Genomic DNA, 13,350 nt, shown 5'->3' on the forward strand with positions numbered 1-13,350 from the left:
GTCGCCGCACCAATCGTGGAGCCGGACCCAAGGCCAAACGGTCATCGTCGGAGCGTGGAGCCCACCAGTGATAAGCGGTGCATGACGGCGGCACTTGAAGGTCAAACCCTCGACGCCTGCTATGCCATGGTCGGCAGGCTTATAGACACCACCGCGAAAGCGGCAGGTTTCGCATGTGTCAGCCGTCATGGGCTTCGCCTTTCAGGTGGGCGTTGGAGCGAAGGGCTTCGGCAATCTGGCCACAGGCAAACCGTTCCTGAAACGATGACAGCGGCTGCCCAGTCGCATACTCCGGCGAGAGGAAATCCTGCTGCTGTTGCTCGGCAAGCTTGATTACCTTCACGGTCGTTTCGCGGATGGCGGATAGGGCTGCTTGGACCTCCGGAAGTTCATTCCACCAAGTGATGTCCTCGGGTTCCATGCGGAGTTGGCGACCTACGATCTTCCTCGCCAGCGCCAGTTCTTCGGCGGTCGGGGTCGTGACGGGGGGAGTCATCACTTTTCCCCGGCCGGGGTTATTAGCCCCGGCCGGTCCCTGGTGATCTTGCGCTCGTAGAATGGCCGTCCATCGGCTCCGCGAAGGGGCCAAGATGTGTCTGCCGAACGGCGCTGGGTTGCGTGGCGGTTGATCGGGGCTTGCTGGGGGATCATGAGAACACCGCTTCCAGCAGCACGACCGCGAACGGGATGAGGCTGACGCCTGCGATCATCAGCAAAAATCCGAGCAGATTTTCGCCGGTGAAAGCATCGCGAAGGGTGGGGCGCTCGTTCACAGCACATGCCTCCGCAGATCGGCGGCAGTCAGACCGTGTTCGAACAGCAGGTGATCGATGAGAGCCTGTCGGGCTTCGTCCGCTGCAACCTCAAGCGACCATTCGCCATTGGCTTTGGTCAGCGCCTCAGATGCTTCCGCTGCCGCCAACCATAGATCGCGAAGAGTCGGCGCGGGTGGCGGGAGCAGATGAGCATACGCCGGGCGGATTTGGGCGAGGGCGCTCATTCTCCTTCTCCCTCAATGCGGGAGAGAAGGGCGCGCACTTCCCGCTGGGCCTCTGAGATGGCGTTGCAGCCCTGCGTCATGCTGTTCCATTTGCGGCCAGCGATTTTGCGCAGCAGTGTCGCCATTTCAGGAGCGGCGGCTATCAGGCGGCCTTTGCGGGCGCGATCTGCACCCTTCGGCTGCGCGACTATCGACCCATTCGCATCCACAACGTATTCGAATGCGAATTCAGCCGGATCGGTGACGTAAGTCCAAGGTGTCATGCCGCCACCTGTGCAGGCACGTAGCTTTCAGAAGCGCGGGCGATGAAATCATCACGCCATGCCTGATAGCTGTTGTGGAAAGCGATATCCGCGTGGAAGTGAAGACGGGCACGGGTCAGGCCCAGCTTCTCATTGTAGAAGCGCGGATAGACAACGGTATCGAGATAAAGCTGCCGGTCGGTCGGCTTCATGTCCGCCATGGCTGCGTAGTCAGCAGCGGTAAGCTTGAACTTTGCCATCGAATGTCTCCCATCGGGAGCCGGGGTCTGCGCTTTCGGCTCGTCCGGCTGATGGGATTAAGCTACGTTTATCGTAGCGATATGTCAATACGGAAATCGTAGCATTATTTCAGCACATCAAAATCTCATTGCAAACACGCGCCTGTCTGGCTTGATGGGGGCAGGGGAATCGGAGGGGCCGACTGCAACTAATGTGTTCTCATGAACGTCGCAGAGATTGACGCGCTTCTCCTGAGCGAGCGGAAGCGCTTGCCCGCTGCGCCTCAATGGCTCCCGCACAAGTCTCGTGTAGGAGAAATGAAAACCCGCATCCCGATTGAGGTCGATGGAGTGTCCAGCGGTGCCGAGATCGAGGTGACCATCCGCACTGCCATTCCCGAATACATCGTTATAGTACTGCTCGCACCCGAGTGTGTTGCGCGGCTCTGCATTGGGTCTGGACATCGGAATCGTATCACTGGCGAAACGATCAGTACTGCCCACTTCCACCGATGGGCGGACAACCGACATTTGACGGCTAGAAATCGCGCAATCCTGCCGTACGCTGAGATTCTGCCTACAGAAATTGACACACGCGAAGCAGCGTTCGTTTGGTTTTTACGCCAAACCGGCATAGAATCGCCAGCATGGCTCCCCATCGTGTGGCCGGGCCAAGGAGGACTATTCTAATGGATTGGCAGGAGATCAAGGAGGCCCTTTGCGCATCCCGCGATTTTACGCCTGTCCACGATGGCGTGCGCGTTTTGGCCGACACGATGATGCCCTCCGGATTGTTGATCCATATCCATATTCAGATGCGTGACGGATTGCTGTTCATGCATGATAACGGCGCCGCATTTGACGAACTATCACAGCATGGGAAGTCATTCCCTGCAGTCGGACATGTACGCAGATTGTTGACGGAGACTGGCTTTCGGCTGACGCCGGAAGGAGAAATTTTCCGGGACAGAATTAAGCTGAATGATGTCGGTATTGGCGTTGCTTTGGTTGCCGATGCGAGTTTGCGAGCAGCGCAATACATGTTGGCGCACAGCAAAGTTCGGGTCGGCCAGCCACTGGATGTGCGCGTTCGCGATGCTTTGCGGCAGCGTTTTCCTGAAGGCACCCCAAACTTCAAGTTTACCGGCCATGCTAAACAGCAGACTTTTGACTTTGGCATTGAGCAAGACGGTGAAGTGATTTTGGTCGATGCTGTGAGCCCCGACTCCTCGTCCGTCAATGCGGCCATTGTTAAAAGCCTTGATGTAGTTCGGGCACAAGAGCTTCGTGCACGGCCTATCCTCGTTTACGATGAGCGAGATGGATGGACCTCTGATGCAATGAACTTGCTGGGTATGGCGGCCGGTGAGCGGATGTCGTTTGCGCGCGTATCCGAAGGCCGTTTGTTGGCTGCCTAACCCAGTTCAGATTTGAATTTTCACGCCCTCAGCAATTCAACCGCCCATACCTCTCCACCGCCATCCCCGCTTTCACCATGGCGCAGGATAGGTCCCGGCCGCCTGCCCAGCAGCGCATGACGGGCCGCCCGTAGTGATCCGTTTCGAAATGATCGCATTCCAGCGTCCTGTTGCCGATCAGGCGTTCCAGGTATGCCTTGCTGGCGTAGGGATCGCCCGGGGTGCAGACACGGCCTTGCCGACACGCTCCGGGCATCTCAGGTGCGTCCACACCGAATAGCCTGGTGCTCTTGGCGTATCCGTCGCAGCGGAAGGTGTCGCCGTCATGGACCCACTTCACCCGGCACATGACCGTCTGTGGCTCCTGACCGAACGCCATGGAGTAAGCGCCAAGGAACATGGTCGCAAAGGCGAGGACGCAGAAGGAAAGGACGATGGCGAAGCTGATACGGGAGGGCATAAATCCTCGATTCATCGTAGGAAAAATCCTACATATGGGAAAGAAATCCTACGCGTGCATCGGTAGTTTCCTACAGGTTTCCATTATGGCATATTGAGAACGAATCGGGAACATTGATTCGCGCGAATAAGGAGAAACACATGCGCCGCATCAAGCTTGCGTCACCAGAGTGTGCGGGCGGGTGTGAGCCGTGCTATCTGGACTGCGCGATCACGCGGCAGACTATTGCGGCTTTGAATCGCGAAATCGAAGAGCTGCTGCGCGAGCGGCCACCTTTATCGCATCCTCGGTGGCGTGACTGGAAACGGAGTTATCAAGCAACTCAAGAGCATATGACAGCGCTTGGGCTAAGGCTTTCCGAGATTGATCCGTCAGGCGGCCGGGCGGCACCAATGGTAGCAAAAGTTCCCCTAAAATCGGCTCAAGCGTTTCTGCATTAGGGGTCACCAGCGAGGTAGCCTCAAGGCCGAAATGTTCGACGAGAACCTTCATTTCGTCGATTGTGATCCGACGCTTGCCGGAAAAGCACTCTGCTACCCGAGAGGTCGGCAGATTGAGCAGGCGCGCAATGTCCGCATTCGTGGTCTTTTTTGCCGCTTTGAGGCTCTCGAGCGCGGTGATCAGACCTTTAGAATCTAGCATTCCTGCATAATGGCAGGGCACGCGTAGCGCGTCCGCAACGAACATCGTATTACATGCTTGCCAATATGCTACGGTTATCGTAGCATTGGGTTATGTTCACGGCATCCGACATAATCAACGCACTTGGCGGTTCGGCCGAACTGGCGCGCGGGACCGGCTTTCCGCTCACTACAATCGAAAGCTGGAAGACTGTCAATTTCATTCCCGAGTGGCGCCGCCCCCCGATCCTTGAGCTAGCGCGAAAGAAGAAGCAGCGGATCACCGCAGACGATTTTCCGCCGAAAAGTGCGCGTGTCTCATCCCCCCAACCCAAGGGGAGGGCTGCATGATCTGGGTGTTGATCGCCGTTGGCCTGACGGTACTCGCATGCACAAGCGTAGCGGGTGCAATTGTCGCCGGACTTTGGATCGGCACGGGCATCTATCTCACGGTCAAAACGCAAAGCCGTGGTTGGTACGCCGATCTCGTGTTCGTGTTCGTCTGGCCGATCCACTGGATCATGGAGCGGTAGATGCAGGACGGCATCACCACCCCCATGGCCGGGGTACTGCAATCCACCCCGGCCACCCAGCTTTTCGATGACCGCCTTGGCCAACGTGCCGAAGGCTTCCGGTCTGTTTGTCCTTCCTTCCATTGCGATGGGAATACCCATGGATAGCAACACTGTAGTTCCGAATGGCAAGCTTCCGAGCGAAGCGCAGTACCGGGACAATCTCATTCTCGGGCTGTCGCGCGTCAGCGCCAGGCATGGGCGGGGGCAGGTGGCCGACAAGTCGGGCCGGACCACGCGCGCGCTCGACAAGCTTTTCTCGGGCGGCTCGCACGATACCACCGGCAAGGGCCTGCTCGACTTTCTCGCTGCCGATCTGACGGCGCTGGACGAAGTTCTTGCGCTTTATGGCGTCGGTATTCGTCCGCTGCGCAACGAAGCGGCGAACGATCTTCACACGATTTCCAGCCTGTCGAACCTCGCGGGCCAGTTCGCTGCGGCGCTGGAGGACGGCCATCGCTGCCATGTCGAAACGCTTCAATTGGCCGATGCCGCGCGTCCCCTGATGAAAGCGCTCGGGGCCATTTGCTCCGAGGCCGACCAGATCAAGGGGGCGGCATGAGCAGCCACTGCATCGAAAAGCCGCACGAACACGAGCGCATAATGACGGAGGCCAGTGAAGCTTTCGCCACCCGCATTGCTCTGGCGCGCAGCGGTGTCGCGCTGAAACCGAAGAATGACCTAATCTGGCGCATTCCGTTTCAGGGCAGGCCGTGGCCGGTCGGGTCCGACAAGTGGCGGCGCGGCGAAGCCGTGCGCAAGGCGTTCGAGCAGCGCGAAGCCCTTGTCGAAACACTTCGCGTCAGCCGCGATCCGTGCCCGCGTTGCAACACCCGCAAAGACATCGGCTGCAAGCATTTCCCGCTGGAGGTGCAGGTATGATCGCGCGCGCTCTTCGAAAGATTGAGGCGGACCTCGCCAAGCTGCTCGCTGAGCCGGACCTCATCACTGAGGAAACGCTCGCGCAAATCAGGCGTCAGGTCGCGGCCCAGGCTGAAATGCTGGAATTGGGATTGGAAGAATGACGAAGTATTCCGCCAAACGCACTGCGTGCGCGCATGGTCATGTCCATGACAGCAAAATCGAAGCGGCGCGCTGCGACACGCTTCATACGCTGCAACAGACCGGGAATATCTCCCGTCTGGAAATGCAGCCGGAATTTCCCATCGTTATCGATGGTCGGCACATCTGCACATACCGTGCTGACTTCGCGTATTTCAGTTCGACGTGCCGCATCGTCGAAGATGTGAAAGGCGTGCTGACGCCGGTCTACCGCCTGAAGAAGAAGCTCGTCGAAGCCCTTCATGGTGTTGTCATTGCCGAGTTTCCTCCGCGCAAACGAAAGGCACGGAAGGCGAAGAAGGCGAGGGCGGCCGCATGAACGCCTTTGCGAAACACGGGATCGATCACCTGTCAGCATCGTCGGTGAACCTTTTCATCGCACAGCCGGCACTCTGGTGCGCATCATACCTGATGAAGAAGCGGACTCCGGTAGGCCCGGCCGCGCATCGGGGAACGGCAATCGAATGCGGCGTTGAGGCTGGCCTGTTTGCGCCGGATATGCCGATTGAGGAATGCCAGACACTTGCGCTTGAGAAGTTCCATTCTCTCACGCGGCTGTCTTCTGACCCCCGTATTGAAAAGGAGCGCGGATCTATCGCGCCGTCCGTGGCGGTCGCTCTTGCGGAACTGCGCCAATACGGCGTCCCCGCTGCCCCGGAAGGCGGCGAACGCCAGCACAAGATGGTGATCGATCTTGCCGGTCTTCCCGTCCCGGTTTGGGGATATCTCGACTTCTACTGGGAACAGCACGGCATCATCGGTGACCTCAAGACGGTCGGCCGTATTCCCTCGCAGATCAGCGATGCGCACGCCCGTCAGGGTTCGCTCTACACCCGACACGGATCGAACCTTCAGGTTCGTATGGCCTATGTGTCGGCCAAGAGCATCGCTGTTTACGTCATTGAGGATTCCGCCGCTCACCTGGCGAGTTTCGTCCGTGCCGCGCAGGCTATCGAGCGCCTGCTCTCGCTGAGCGATGACCCGGAATATCTGACCCGCTGCTTCGCGCCGGACCTCTCCAGTTTTTACTGGGGCGATCAATCTGCGCGCCGCATCGCCGCTGAAATTTGGGGCGATTCGGCATGACGCGCTCTTCCGAGCATTCCCCTTCCTGCGACTGGCCAACGGATCAGTACGACTGGGAATGTTCCTGCGGTGCCGTGCGCACCCGCCACCAGTTCTCGCCCCAAGGGCGGAAGGCACCTGCCGGGCCACATCGGCAGACACAACGAGTGAAGAGGAATGAACAATGGGCTTTATGAGCAACCCCGCTTCGGGCGGTGATTTCAAGGTCTACGTGAAGTACAACGCCAAGGCCGGTCGGTTCTATACCAAGGAGGACAAGCCGGAGGCGGCGGAATTTGAAGTTACCAACTTCACCGCGATCTTCGACATGGACAATCTCAAGACGGGTTGGTTCCTGTTCGCGCCGGGCGTGGCCCCGGTGAAGAACATGGACCCCTCGCTCTCCGAAGCAGCGCCAAAGCCCGGCGAAGGGTTCAAGCGCGGGTTCGAACTGGACGTGTTCAGCGAAAAGAACCTCATGGGCGTGCGGGAGTTTTCTTCGACCGCAGGCGCCGTGATCGACGCGATGAACGATCTTTACGACCACTGGGCGGCCGACAAGGCTTCCAATCCGGGTAAGCTGCCCGTGGTGAAGTGCGTTGGCGTTACCCCGGTGACCAACAAGCACGGCACCAACTATCGCCCACAATTCGAAATCGTATCCTGGGCTGACCGGCCTTCGGAACTTGGCGGCGGTACGTCCCAGGCCGCTGCGCCTGCGGCTGCATCTGCACCGGCACAGAGCCAGCACACCCCTCCGCCTGCGGCACAACCCGTGCCCGCTGCTGCGGAAGATGACGTCGATTTCTGATGAAGCGGGGTCCGTTCGGTTCGAGCGAACGGACCCCTGACACGAAAGCCGAGTGAAGAGAATGGCAACCGTGGTGCAACCGATCATAGAGCCGGATACCAGTGCGATCAAAGAGCATCTGGACACGCTTTTTGCGCCTTGCGCAGAGGAGTATCCGCAAGGCTTGATCGAATTGCGCTACGGTGCCGCCTTCACCAGCGCCTATTTCAGCGCCCATCCCGAAGGGATCGCCGAGGCCGCCGCCTTCGCCGCGAACCGCAATCGGGAAGGGGCGAACGTCTATGTCGGCGTAAACCCGCGCAAGCCCGCAACCAAAGGCGCCGCAAACGATAGCGACGTCGCTATCGCGTTCTACCAATTCGCCGATCTTGACGATGCCGAAGCCGTCGAAATGGCGGGGCAGCGTCTCAAGGCCTTGCCGCCGACGATGACGGTCACAACAGGACTGGAACCACATCGTCGTCCGCACTTTTACTGGCAGCTTGAAGAGCCGGTCGGCAACATGGCTGCGTGGACCGAGCGGCAGCGCGGTATCGCCCAATCTCTGGGCGGGGATGCAGTCATCAATCCCTCGCGCATCATGCGCCTCGCAGGGACAGTGAACTATCCGCCCCAGCATAAGCTCGCCAAGGGTTACCGCATGGAGCTGACTTCGCTCCGCACGCGGTTCAGCGACGAACGCGAACCGGTTACGCCGGATCAAATCACGGCTGCATTTCCGGGGCGTTCCAGCGCAGGCGATCACGTCAGCCCTGGTGCCGGTCAATCGACGTTGTCGGCTATGAGGCGCACACAAGTCGGCGATCTGATCGACGCGTGCCGCCGAGGCGATCAATGGCACAACAACATGATCCGCCTTGTCGCTCATCTCGCGGGCAAGGATCGCACGAGTGCTGAAATCTTCGCGATAGCCGATCACATCACTTTGCCCGGCTACTCCGTTCAGCAAACTCTCCGGGAAATGCAAACCGCGCTTGAAGGCGCGCGCACCAAATACGGGTTCGCCGAACCGGTCGATGATGTCGAGACAGAGGAAGCGGGTAGGGAAGAAGCAGACAGCATCTTTCCCCTGCTTGATTTCGATGAGATCGATCGTCTCCCGCCTCCGACCTGGCTCGTCCACGAAATGATTGCCGAGCAAGGACTGAGTGTCATCTACGGCGACCCCGGCGCGGGCAAATCATTCATCGCTCTCGATATGGCGCTGCGCGTCGCTATCGGCATGGGCTGGCACGGCACGCAGTCCATGCAAACCGGCGTGCTCTACATTGCCGGTGAGGGCTCTGCGGGCCTTGCGAAGCGCATCAAGGGCTGGAAACGCGAACACGGGTTGGAAGGTGCGGATGCGCCGTTCCTCCTGCTTCCTATCGCCGTGCAGCTTTTGGACGAGAAGCATCGGGCCAAGCTGGTCCGTACTATCGACGCTGCAATAGCGCGCGCAGGCTTCAAGATCGGACTTATTGTCATCGACACTGTTTCTCGCGCGCTCGCTGGCGCCGACGAGAACGGGCAGGAGTCGATGAGCGCCTTCGTCGCGGCCTGTGACGAAATCAAACTCCATACTGGCGGCGCCGTCATCGGCGTGCACCACTCAGGCAAAGATAAGGAAAAAGGAATGAGAGGCAGCACAGTCCTTTTGGGCGGCTGCGACGCGTCAATCAGGATATCGAAATCAGACGAAATAGTGACCTTGAAAACGGAAAAGCAAAAAGACGCTGAGGAAGCAGAACCGATCTACATGCGCATGAAAAAGGTAACGTGGGCACAGGGACTGGAAGAAGAGCAAAGCACACTGGTGCCGTTCCGTTCGGAGGCACCGGCCATTGAACGTGAAGACCTGAGCAATGAGCAAATAGCGAAAGCCTTCGGGATCATCGCCGACAAGTGGATTGAGGCTAGCCCGCTCTCCACAGCGCCGAATACTCGCGCACAGGGAAGGTATGCGCCAAGCGTCCTGTCCAGTGCTCTCGGGTGCCCCGAACGGCTGATTTCGACCTACCTCACATCGTGGCTGGAGACCGGGTGTCTGGCCATCGAAATAGCCGACCAGCACACGAAGTCGAAGGGGCTGCGTGTGCTCAATCCCATCATCAGAGGAGCATGAAATGACGCTGCGGAAGCCTTGCGGAAGTCTTGCGGAAGCTGCGGAAGTCGACTTCCGCAATCCGCTGAAACCCGCAGAAATCCTTGCGGAAGCCCTTTGCGGAAGTCTGCGGAAGTCTGCGGAAGCTCCTTCGGAAACCCGCAGAAATCCTTGCGGAAGTCTGCGGAAGTGTTGCGGAAGTAGACCCTCCCCCTACGGGGGAGCTTTCTGGGGCGCTCCCCCTCGGGGAATTTTTGCGTCGGGAGCGACGGCATGACCGGCGCACCGCCACCGACCAGGTCGATGATCGCCCGTGCCATCGGCGAGATCATCAAGACCGTCGATGAACACGCTCGCCAGACCAATCGCCGGTGGGGCTTCAATCGATTGCCCCATCTCGTTCCGCCGACGTGGACTGAGAAATTCGTTTCGCAGAAACGCAAATGGGAACTGGCCTGCTTCGAATGCGCTGGCTCGCTCAAGCAGAGCGATCTTGATCGCGTTCGCAAACATGGCGATGCCATGCTGCGTGCGTACGAGGCGCTGGAGCGGATCGCCATCGAAAGTGGCTTCTCGCCAGCACCGCCATCGTGGTGGGAATTCGAACTGAAAGACGGCACGCCGGTAATTCTCGTGCGCGATCGGGCCGAACTGGCGCAGGTCCAACCCGATGGCCGGGCGGTTCAGATATGGTCGCTCGAGGAGATCGCCGAAATCGTTTCGAAGTTCCCGGAGATTTCCCGCGCCAAGGATTGTTTCCCCGGCGCTGAGGTTATCCAGATGGGAACCAGCTTCAAGGTCCATGACGAGCTGAACGACAGTTTGGATGGCTTGCCGTTCGCGATGGAGGGGAACTGATGAGCAGCTTCGCTGGACGGACACAGGGGATGACTGGGACGTGGTTGCAGTACGGAGGGCGTGAGTGATGAGCAGGGCAGGGCGGAAACGAAAGCAGGGCGCACGCACAAAGTCAGGGCGTCTCTCCCGAGCGGCAATCAACTTCGACAAGGGCACGGAACGAGCGCAGGCGATGCAATCATTGTACGGTACGGACGGCGCCGATCAGATTGGGCGCGCCTATCGCTGGGGGTTGCTGGGTGAGGGGAATGAGGCAAAGGCCTTGCTTGATCTATCCCGCAAGCTTGCGAACGCGTACTGGCGAGCTTTCACTACGGGCCCCATAGTCAGCGCGATCGCTGACAAGACAGGTGGCAGCATCGTCGATCTGGATCACGAGAAGATCAAGCGGCAAGAGCAATGGCTGACGGAATGCTTGCGGTTCGTGGATCGGATGGGCGTTCGCCGGTCGTTCGACCAACTTGTCATTGACGTGAATCCGGATCACGGGCCGCCTTGGCTTGATAATCTCATCTTCGCTCGCCGTACCCATAAGCACGCCGACCCGATGGATGAAAGACGCCTGCGCGAAGCTCTCGACGGATTATGCGCTTTGATCGCTTGACACGGAACAAAAGGTGATTCAAAAGGACGAAATAGTAATTGGGGTGTCTCACGCTGATTACAAAAAATCGAAAACTATGCCCGCCAGAGCATTTTCGATGAATGGGTCGCGCACGGAAAGCCGGGCGCGGCCCTTTCGCTTCTTCAAGCTAGACCACGCTGGTTCCATTCACTCGATAGAGGTTGGCCGAAAGCCAGCGTGGTCAACCATTCGGCAGTCAGATCACTCCCTCTCTGACTGCCTTGCCCATCCACCCGACACAGACACCAGAAGCGCGACTTATGCGGCGCGCACGTGATCGCGTGTGCGATGGGCAGAAATTCATAGGGGTGGTCCTTTCAAAGCCGACAATGGCGGCGGCTTCGAGGGTCAGGCTGCTTTCACGAGTTAACGCTGTCCACCCCGCCGATAGGTTGTACGACCATCGGATAGTATCGTGGCGAAGCTTGGCAACGTCAGACCTAATTCATGGAGGCGTAGATGGCTAACCGCACCTTCCAAGATGACCAGATCGAAGAGCTGTTGGACCGCCTCGCCTCTGGAATGGAAAGCCTTGCCGCCATTTGCCGTGATCCGCGCATGCCGGGATTGCGTACGGTGTATGACTGGATCGAATGCGATCCTGAATTTGCCGCACGTTTCCGCGCGCGAAAGGCGATCGGTGTGCGGGCGATGGTCGATGACTGCAAGGAAATCGCGGACGAGCCTGTTCGTGACGCGGTTGAAGTCGCCAACAAGCGGGTTCGGATAGACACGCGGCTGAGGCTGGCTGGCAAATGGCTTCGGGATGAATTTGGCGAGCAGGTGAATATCAACACCAAGTCTGAGGTAACATATCGTCATGACCTTAGCGGCTACAGCGCCGATGAACTCGACGCGCTTGAAAAACTTGTCGCAAAGGGTGCCAACGCTGACGGAGATCAGGGCGGAGAGGGCGCGCCGCAGTCTGGCCGCGTTCACTAGCTTTACCAACGCAGATTACATTCACGCGGAACACCAGCGGAAACTAGACACCTATTTGGAGGCCACTGAGCGCGGCGAGATCGACCGGCTGATGGTCTTTATGCCGCCGCGACATGGCAAGAGCGAGAAGACCACCAAGCGGTTTCCTGCATGGTATCTCGGGCGAAACCCTAAGCATCAGGTAATCTCAGCGAGCTACAACAGCGATCTGGCCACTGACTTTGGCCGAGAAGTTAAAGGGATCATTTCTTCGCCTGAATATGGCGATGTGTTTGGCAATGTCGGGCTTCGGCAGGACAGCCGGGCCGCTGACCGAATGAACACTAATCACGGCGGTGCTTATTTCGCTGTTGGTGTTGGCACAGCGACAACCGGACGCGGCGCTCATCTCGCTATCATCGATGACCCGTTTAAGGATCGCGAAGACGCTGACAGTGAAACCCAGCGCGAGAAGGTTTGGAACTGGTATCGATCAACGCTGTTCACGCGGCTTATGCCGGGCGGGGCAATCGTTTTGGTGCAGACGCGCTGGCATGAGGATGATCTTGCGGGCCGCCTGCTGGAACAGGATGGCAGAGTTGAGGACGGCGGTGAATGGACCGTCCTGGAGCTTCCTGCGCTCGATGAGAATGGCAAAGCGCTCTGGCCGGAATGGTACGATGAGGCAGCGCTCCTGCGCATCAAAAACACAGTCGGCCCGCGCGAGTGGTCGGCGCTTTATCAGCAGAAGCCACAGCCCGATGAAGGGACGTTCTTCAAGCGGGACTGGTTCAACACGTGGGATAAGCTTCCTGCGCTGCGGTATTACGGAACGAGTGATTACGCTGTCACAGACGGCGGCGGAGATTACACGGTCCATAGGGTTTGGGGCATTTCTCCCAGCGGAGACATTTTTCGCGTCGATGGGTGGCGCGGCCAGACAGCAAGCGACGAATGGATAGAGCGTAAACTGGATCTGATAGCGAAGTACAAGCCGCTGTGTTGGTTCGGTGAGGGCGGGGTTATTCAGAAGGCTGTCGAGCCGATGCTCAAGCGCCGGATGCGCGAGCGCAACGTTCATTGCCGATTGGAATGGCTTTCCAGCGTCGCGGATAAGCCGACGCGGGCCAGATCGTTCCAAGCCATGGCTGCGACGGGGCGCGTGCATTTCGAGCCTGGAGCGGACATCAGTGAGTTTCTGGTGTTCCCGGCAGGCAAGCATGACGACGATGTTGATACGGCGAGCTTGATCGGTCGGGCTATCGATCAGGCGCATCCTGCCATTGTGGCAGCGCAGAAGCACAAGCAACGCCGCGATGGGTACTGGCCGCAAGAGCAAGCCGATAACGATTGGATGACGGTCTAGGAGGAATG

At 58.7% G+C, this 13,350-nt stretch carries 21 protein-coding genes; 14 read left to right on the forward strand and 7 right to left on the reverse strand.

Features of this window, described 5'->3' with window-relative positions:
- Window positions 1–178: 178 nt before the first annotated feature.
- From K5X80_RS16925 to K5X80_RS16940, 5 genes are all read right to left on the reverse strand, one after another.
- Window positions 179–496, reverse strand: a complete 318-nt coding sequence (locus tag K5X80_RS16925; protein WP_222558383.1) for a hypothetical protein — start codon at window positions 494–496, stop codon at window positions 179–181.
- Between the two features lie 151 nt (window positions 497–647).
- Window positions 648–773 (reverse strand): hypothetical protein, encoded by a 126-nt coding sequence (locus K5X80_RS17140; protein WP_261390551.1) that lies wholly within the window; start codon window positions 771–773, stop codon window positions 648–650.
- Entirely contained in the window at window positions 770–1,000 is a 231-nt protein-coding gene (locus K5X80_RS16930; RefSeq protein ID WP_222558382.1) for a hypothetical protein, read from the reverse strand. Before K5X80_RS16930 ends, K5X80_RS17140 begins: the two co-directional genes overlap by 4 nt.
- On the reverse strand, window positions 997–1,263 hold the full coding sequence (locus tag K5X80_RS16935; protein WP_222558381.1) for a hypothetical protein: 267 nt from the start codon (window positions 1,261–1,263) through the stop codon (window positions 997–999). Before K5X80_RS16935 ends, K5X80_RS16930 begins: the two co-directional genes overlap by 4 nt.
- A complete protein-coding gene (locus tag K5X80_RS16940; protein ID WP_222558380.1) occupies window positions 1,260–1,502 on the reverse strand; it encodes a hypothetical protein in 243 nt (80 codons plus the stop codon). The genes K5X80_RS16935 and K5X80_RS16940 overlap by 4 nt, the downstream gene beginning before the upstream one ends.
- Window positions 1,503–2,170: 668 nt before the next feature.
- Here K5X80_RS16940 and K5X80_RS16945 point away from each other — a divergent pair.
- Complete coding sequence (locus K5X80_RS16945) at window positions 2,171–2,899, forward strand: hypothetical protein (RefSeq protein ID WP_222558379.1); 729 nt, start codon at window positions 2,171–2,173, stop codon at window positions 2,897–2,899.
- A gap of 28 nt (window positions 2,900–2,927) precedes the next feature.
- Here K5X80_RS16945 and K5X80_RS16950 read toward each other — a convergent pair whose 3' ends face one another.
- Window positions 2,928–3,359, reverse strand: a complete 432-nt coding sequence (locus tag K5X80_RS16950; protein WP_222558378.1) for a thermonuclease family protein — start codon at window positions 3,357–3,359, stop codon at window positions 2,928–2,930.
- A 222-nt stretch (window positions 3,360–3,581) separates the two neighbouring features.
- Window positions 3,582–4,046: a helix-turn-helix domain-containing protein gene (locus K5X80_RS16955; protein WP_222558377.1), complete on the reverse strand. Its 465-nt coding sequence runs from the start codon at window positions 4,044–4,046 to the stop codon at window positions 3,582–3,584.
- 47 nt (window positions 4,047–4,093) lie between these two features.
- On the opposite strand from K5X80_RS16955, the gene K5X80_RS16960 reads away from it, so the two are divergent.
- The 13 genes from K5X80_RS16960 to K5X80_RS17020 all read left to right on the forward strand — a co-directional run bounded on the left by K5X80_RS16960 (window position 4,094) and on the right by K5X80_RS17020 (window position 13,342).
- Window positions 4,094–4,330, forward strand: coding sequence for a carph-isopro domain-containing protein (locus K5X80_RS16960; protein WP_222558376.1), 237 nt, complete (start codon window positions 4,094–4,096; stop codon window positions 4,328–4,330).
- A complete protein-coding gene (locus tag K5X80_RS16965; protein WP_222558375.1) occupies window positions 4,327–4,512 on the forward strand; it encodes a hypothetical protein in 186 nt (61 codons plus the stop codon). The genes K5X80_RS16960 and K5X80_RS16965 overlap by 4 nt, the downstream gene beginning before the upstream one ends.
- Window positions 4,513–4,651: 139 nt before the next feature.
- Window positions 4,652–5,113: a hypothetical protein gene (locus K5X80_RS16970; RefSeq protein WP_222558374.1), complete on the forward strand. Its 462-nt coding sequence runs from the start codon at window positions 4,652–4,654 to the stop codon at window positions 5,111–5,113.
- Window positions 5,110–5,433: a hypothetical protein gene (locus K5X80_RS16975; RefSeq protein ID WP_222558373.1), complete on the forward strand. Its 324-nt coding sequence runs from the start codon at window positions 5,110–5,112 to the stop codon at window positions 5,431–5,433. Before K5X80_RS16970 ends, K5X80_RS16975 begins: the two co-directional genes overlap by 4 nt.
- Window positions 5,430–5,576, forward strand: a complete 147-nt coding sequence (locus K5X80_RS16980; RefSeq protein WP_222558372.1) for a hypothetical protein — start codon at window positions 5,430–5,432, stop codon at window positions 5,574–5,576. Before K5X80_RS16975 ends, K5X80_RS16980 begins: the two co-directional genes overlap by 4 nt.
- Window positions 5,573–5,932: a DUF1064 domain-containing protein gene (locus tag K5X80_RS16985; RefSeq protein WP_222558371.1), complete on the forward strand. Its 360-nt coding sequence runs from the start codon at window positions 5,573–5,575 to the stop codon at window positions 5,930–5,932. The genes K5X80_RS16980 and K5X80_RS16985 overlap by 4 nt, the downstream gene beginning before the upstream one ends.
- Window positions 5,929–6,699, forward strand: a complete 771-nt coding sequence (locus tag K5X80_RS16990; RefSeq protein ID WP_222558370.1) for a hypothetical protein — start codon at window positions 5,929–5,931, stop codon at window positions 6,697–6,699. The genes K5X80_RS16985 and K5X80_RS16990 overlap by 4 nt, the downstream gene beginning before the upstream one ends.
- A gap of 172 nt (window positions 6,700–6,871) precedes the next feature.
- On the forward strand, window positions 6,872–7,489 hold the full coding sequence (locus K5X80_RS16995; protein ID WP_222558369.1) for a hypothetical protein: 618 nt from the start codon (window positions 6,872–6,874) through the stop codon (window positions 7,487–7,489).
- Window positions 7,490–7,550: 61 nt separating this feature from the next.
- Window positions 7,551–9,593, forward strand: coding sequence for an AAA family ATPase (locus K5X80_RS17000; RefSeq protein ID WP_222558368.1), 2,043 nt, complete (start codon window positions 7,551–7,553; stop codon window positions 9,591–9,593).
- Window positions 9,594–9,845: 252 nt separating this feature from the next.
- On the forward strand, window positions 9,846–10,430 hold the full coding sequence (locus K5X80_RS17005; protein ID WP_222558367.1) for a hypothetical protein: 585 nt from the start codon (window positions 9,846–9,848) through the stop codon (window positions 10,428–10,430).
- A gap of 67 nt (window positions 10,431–10,497) precedes the next feature.
- On the forward strand, window positions 10,498–11,034 hold the full coding sequence (locus K5X80_RS17010; RefSeq protein WP_222558366.1) for a hypothetical protein: 537 nt from the start codon (window positions 10,498–10,500) through the stop codon (window positions 11,032–11,034).
- 480 nt (window positions 11,035–11,514) lie between these two features.
- Window positions 11,515–11,997: a terminase small subunit-like protein gene (locus tag K5X80_RS17015; protein ID WP_222558365.1), complete on the forward strand. Its 483-nt coding sequence runs from the start codon at window positions 11,515–11,517 to the stop codon at window positions 11,995–11,997.
- A 55-nt stretch (window positions 11,998–12,052) separates the two neighbouring features.
- Window positions 12,053–13,342, forward strand: coding sequence for a terminase large subunit domain-containing protein (locus K5X80_RS17020; RefSeq protein ID WP_222558364.1), 1,290 nt, complete (start codon window positions 12,053–12,055; stop codon window positions 13,340–13,342).
- Window positions 13,343–13,350 lie beyond the last annotated feature (8 nt).

This window comes from Caenibius sp. WL (assembly GCF_019803445.1).
Classification (GTDB): Bacteria; Pseudomonadota; Alphaproteobacteria; order Sphingomonadales; family Sphingomonadaceae; genus Caenibius.

What these genes read in the sequence shown, in the direction of transcription:
- K5X80_RS16930 (WP_222558382.1), bottom strand. Translation starts at nt 1,000, where the DNA reads ATGAGCGCCCTCGCCCAAATCCGCCCGGCGTATGCTCATCTGCTCCCG.
- K5X80_RS16955 (WP_222558377.1), bottom strand. Translation starts at nt 4,046, where the DNA reads ATGTTCGTTGCGGACGCGCTACGCGTGCCCTGCCATTATGCAGGAATG.
- K5X80_RS16980 (WP_222558372.1), top strand. Translation starts at nt 5,430, where the DNA reads ATGATCGCGCGCGCTCTTCGAAAGATTGAGGCGGACCTCGCCAAGCTG.
- K5X80_RS16990 (WP_222558370.1), top strand. Translation starts at nt 5,929, where the DNA reads ATGAACGCCTTTGCGAAACACGGGATCGATCACCTGTCAGCATCGTCG.
- K5X80_RS17010 (WP_222558366.1), top strand. Translation starts at nt 10,498, where the DNA reads ATGAGCAGGGCAGGGCGGAAACGAAAGCAGGGCGCACGCACAAAGTCA.
- K5X80_RS16965 (WP_222558375.1), top strand. Translation starts at nt 4,327, where the DNA reads ATGATCTGGGTGTTGATCGCCGTTGGCCTGACGGTACTCGCATGCACA.
- K5X80_RS16925 (WP_222558383.1), bottom strand. Translation starts at nt 496, where the DNA reads ATGACTCCCCCCGTCACGACCCCGACCGCCGAAGAACTGGCGCTGGCG.
- K5X80_RS16960 (WP_222558376.1), top strand. Translation starts at nt 4,094, where the DNA reads ATGTTCACGGCATCCGACATAATCAACGCACTTGGCGGTTCGGCCGAA.
- K5X80_RS16995 (WP_222558369.1), top strand. Translation starts at nt 6,872, where the DNA reads ATGAGCAACCCCGCTTCGGGCGGTGATTTCAAGGTCTACGTGAAGTAC.
- K5X80_RS16975 (WP_222558373.1), top strand. Translation starts at nt 5,110, where the DNA reads ATGAGCAGCCACTGCATCGAAAAGCCGCACGAACACGAGCGCATAATG.
- K5X80_RS17000 (WP_222558368.1), top strand. Translation starts at nt 7,551, where the DNA reads ATGGCAACCGTGGTGCAACCGATCATAGAGCCGGATACCAGTGCGATC.
- K5X80_RS17005 (WP_222558367.1), top strand. Translation starts at nt 9,846, where the DNA reads ATGACCGGCGCACCGCCACCGACCAGGTCGATGATCGCCCGTGCCATC.
- K5X80_RS16970 (WP_222558374.1), top strand. Translation starts at nt 4,652, where the DNA reads ATGGATAGCAACACTGTAGTTCCGAATGGCAAGCTTCCGAGCGAAGCG.
- K5X80_RS16935 (WP_222558381.1), bottom strand. Translation starts at nt 1,263, where the DNA reads ATGACACCTTGGACTTACGTCACCGATCCGGCTGAATTCGCATTCGAA.
- K5X80_RS16950 (WP_222558378.1), bottom strand. Translation starts at nt 3,359, where the DNA reads ATGCCCTCCCGTATCAGCTTCGCCATCGTCCTTTCCTTCTGCGTCCTC.
- K5X80_RS16940 (WP_222558380.1), bottom strand. Translation starts at nt 1,502, where the DNA reads ATGGCAAAGTTCAAGCTTACCGCTGCTGACTACGCAGCCATGGCGGAC.
- K5X80_RS17015 (WP_222558365.1), top strand. Translation starts at nt 11,515, where the DNA reads ATGGCTAACCGCACCTTCCAAGATGACCAGATCGAAGAGCTGTTGGAC.
- K5X80_RS16945 (WP_222558379.1), top strand. Translation starts at nt 2,171, where the DNA reads ATGGATTGGCAGGAGATCAAGGAGGCCCTTTGCGCATCCCGCGATTTT.
- K5X80_RS16985 (WP_222558371.1), top strand. Translation starts at nt 5,573, where the DNA reads ATGACGAAGTATTCCGCCAAACGCACTGCGTGCGCGCATGGTCATGTC.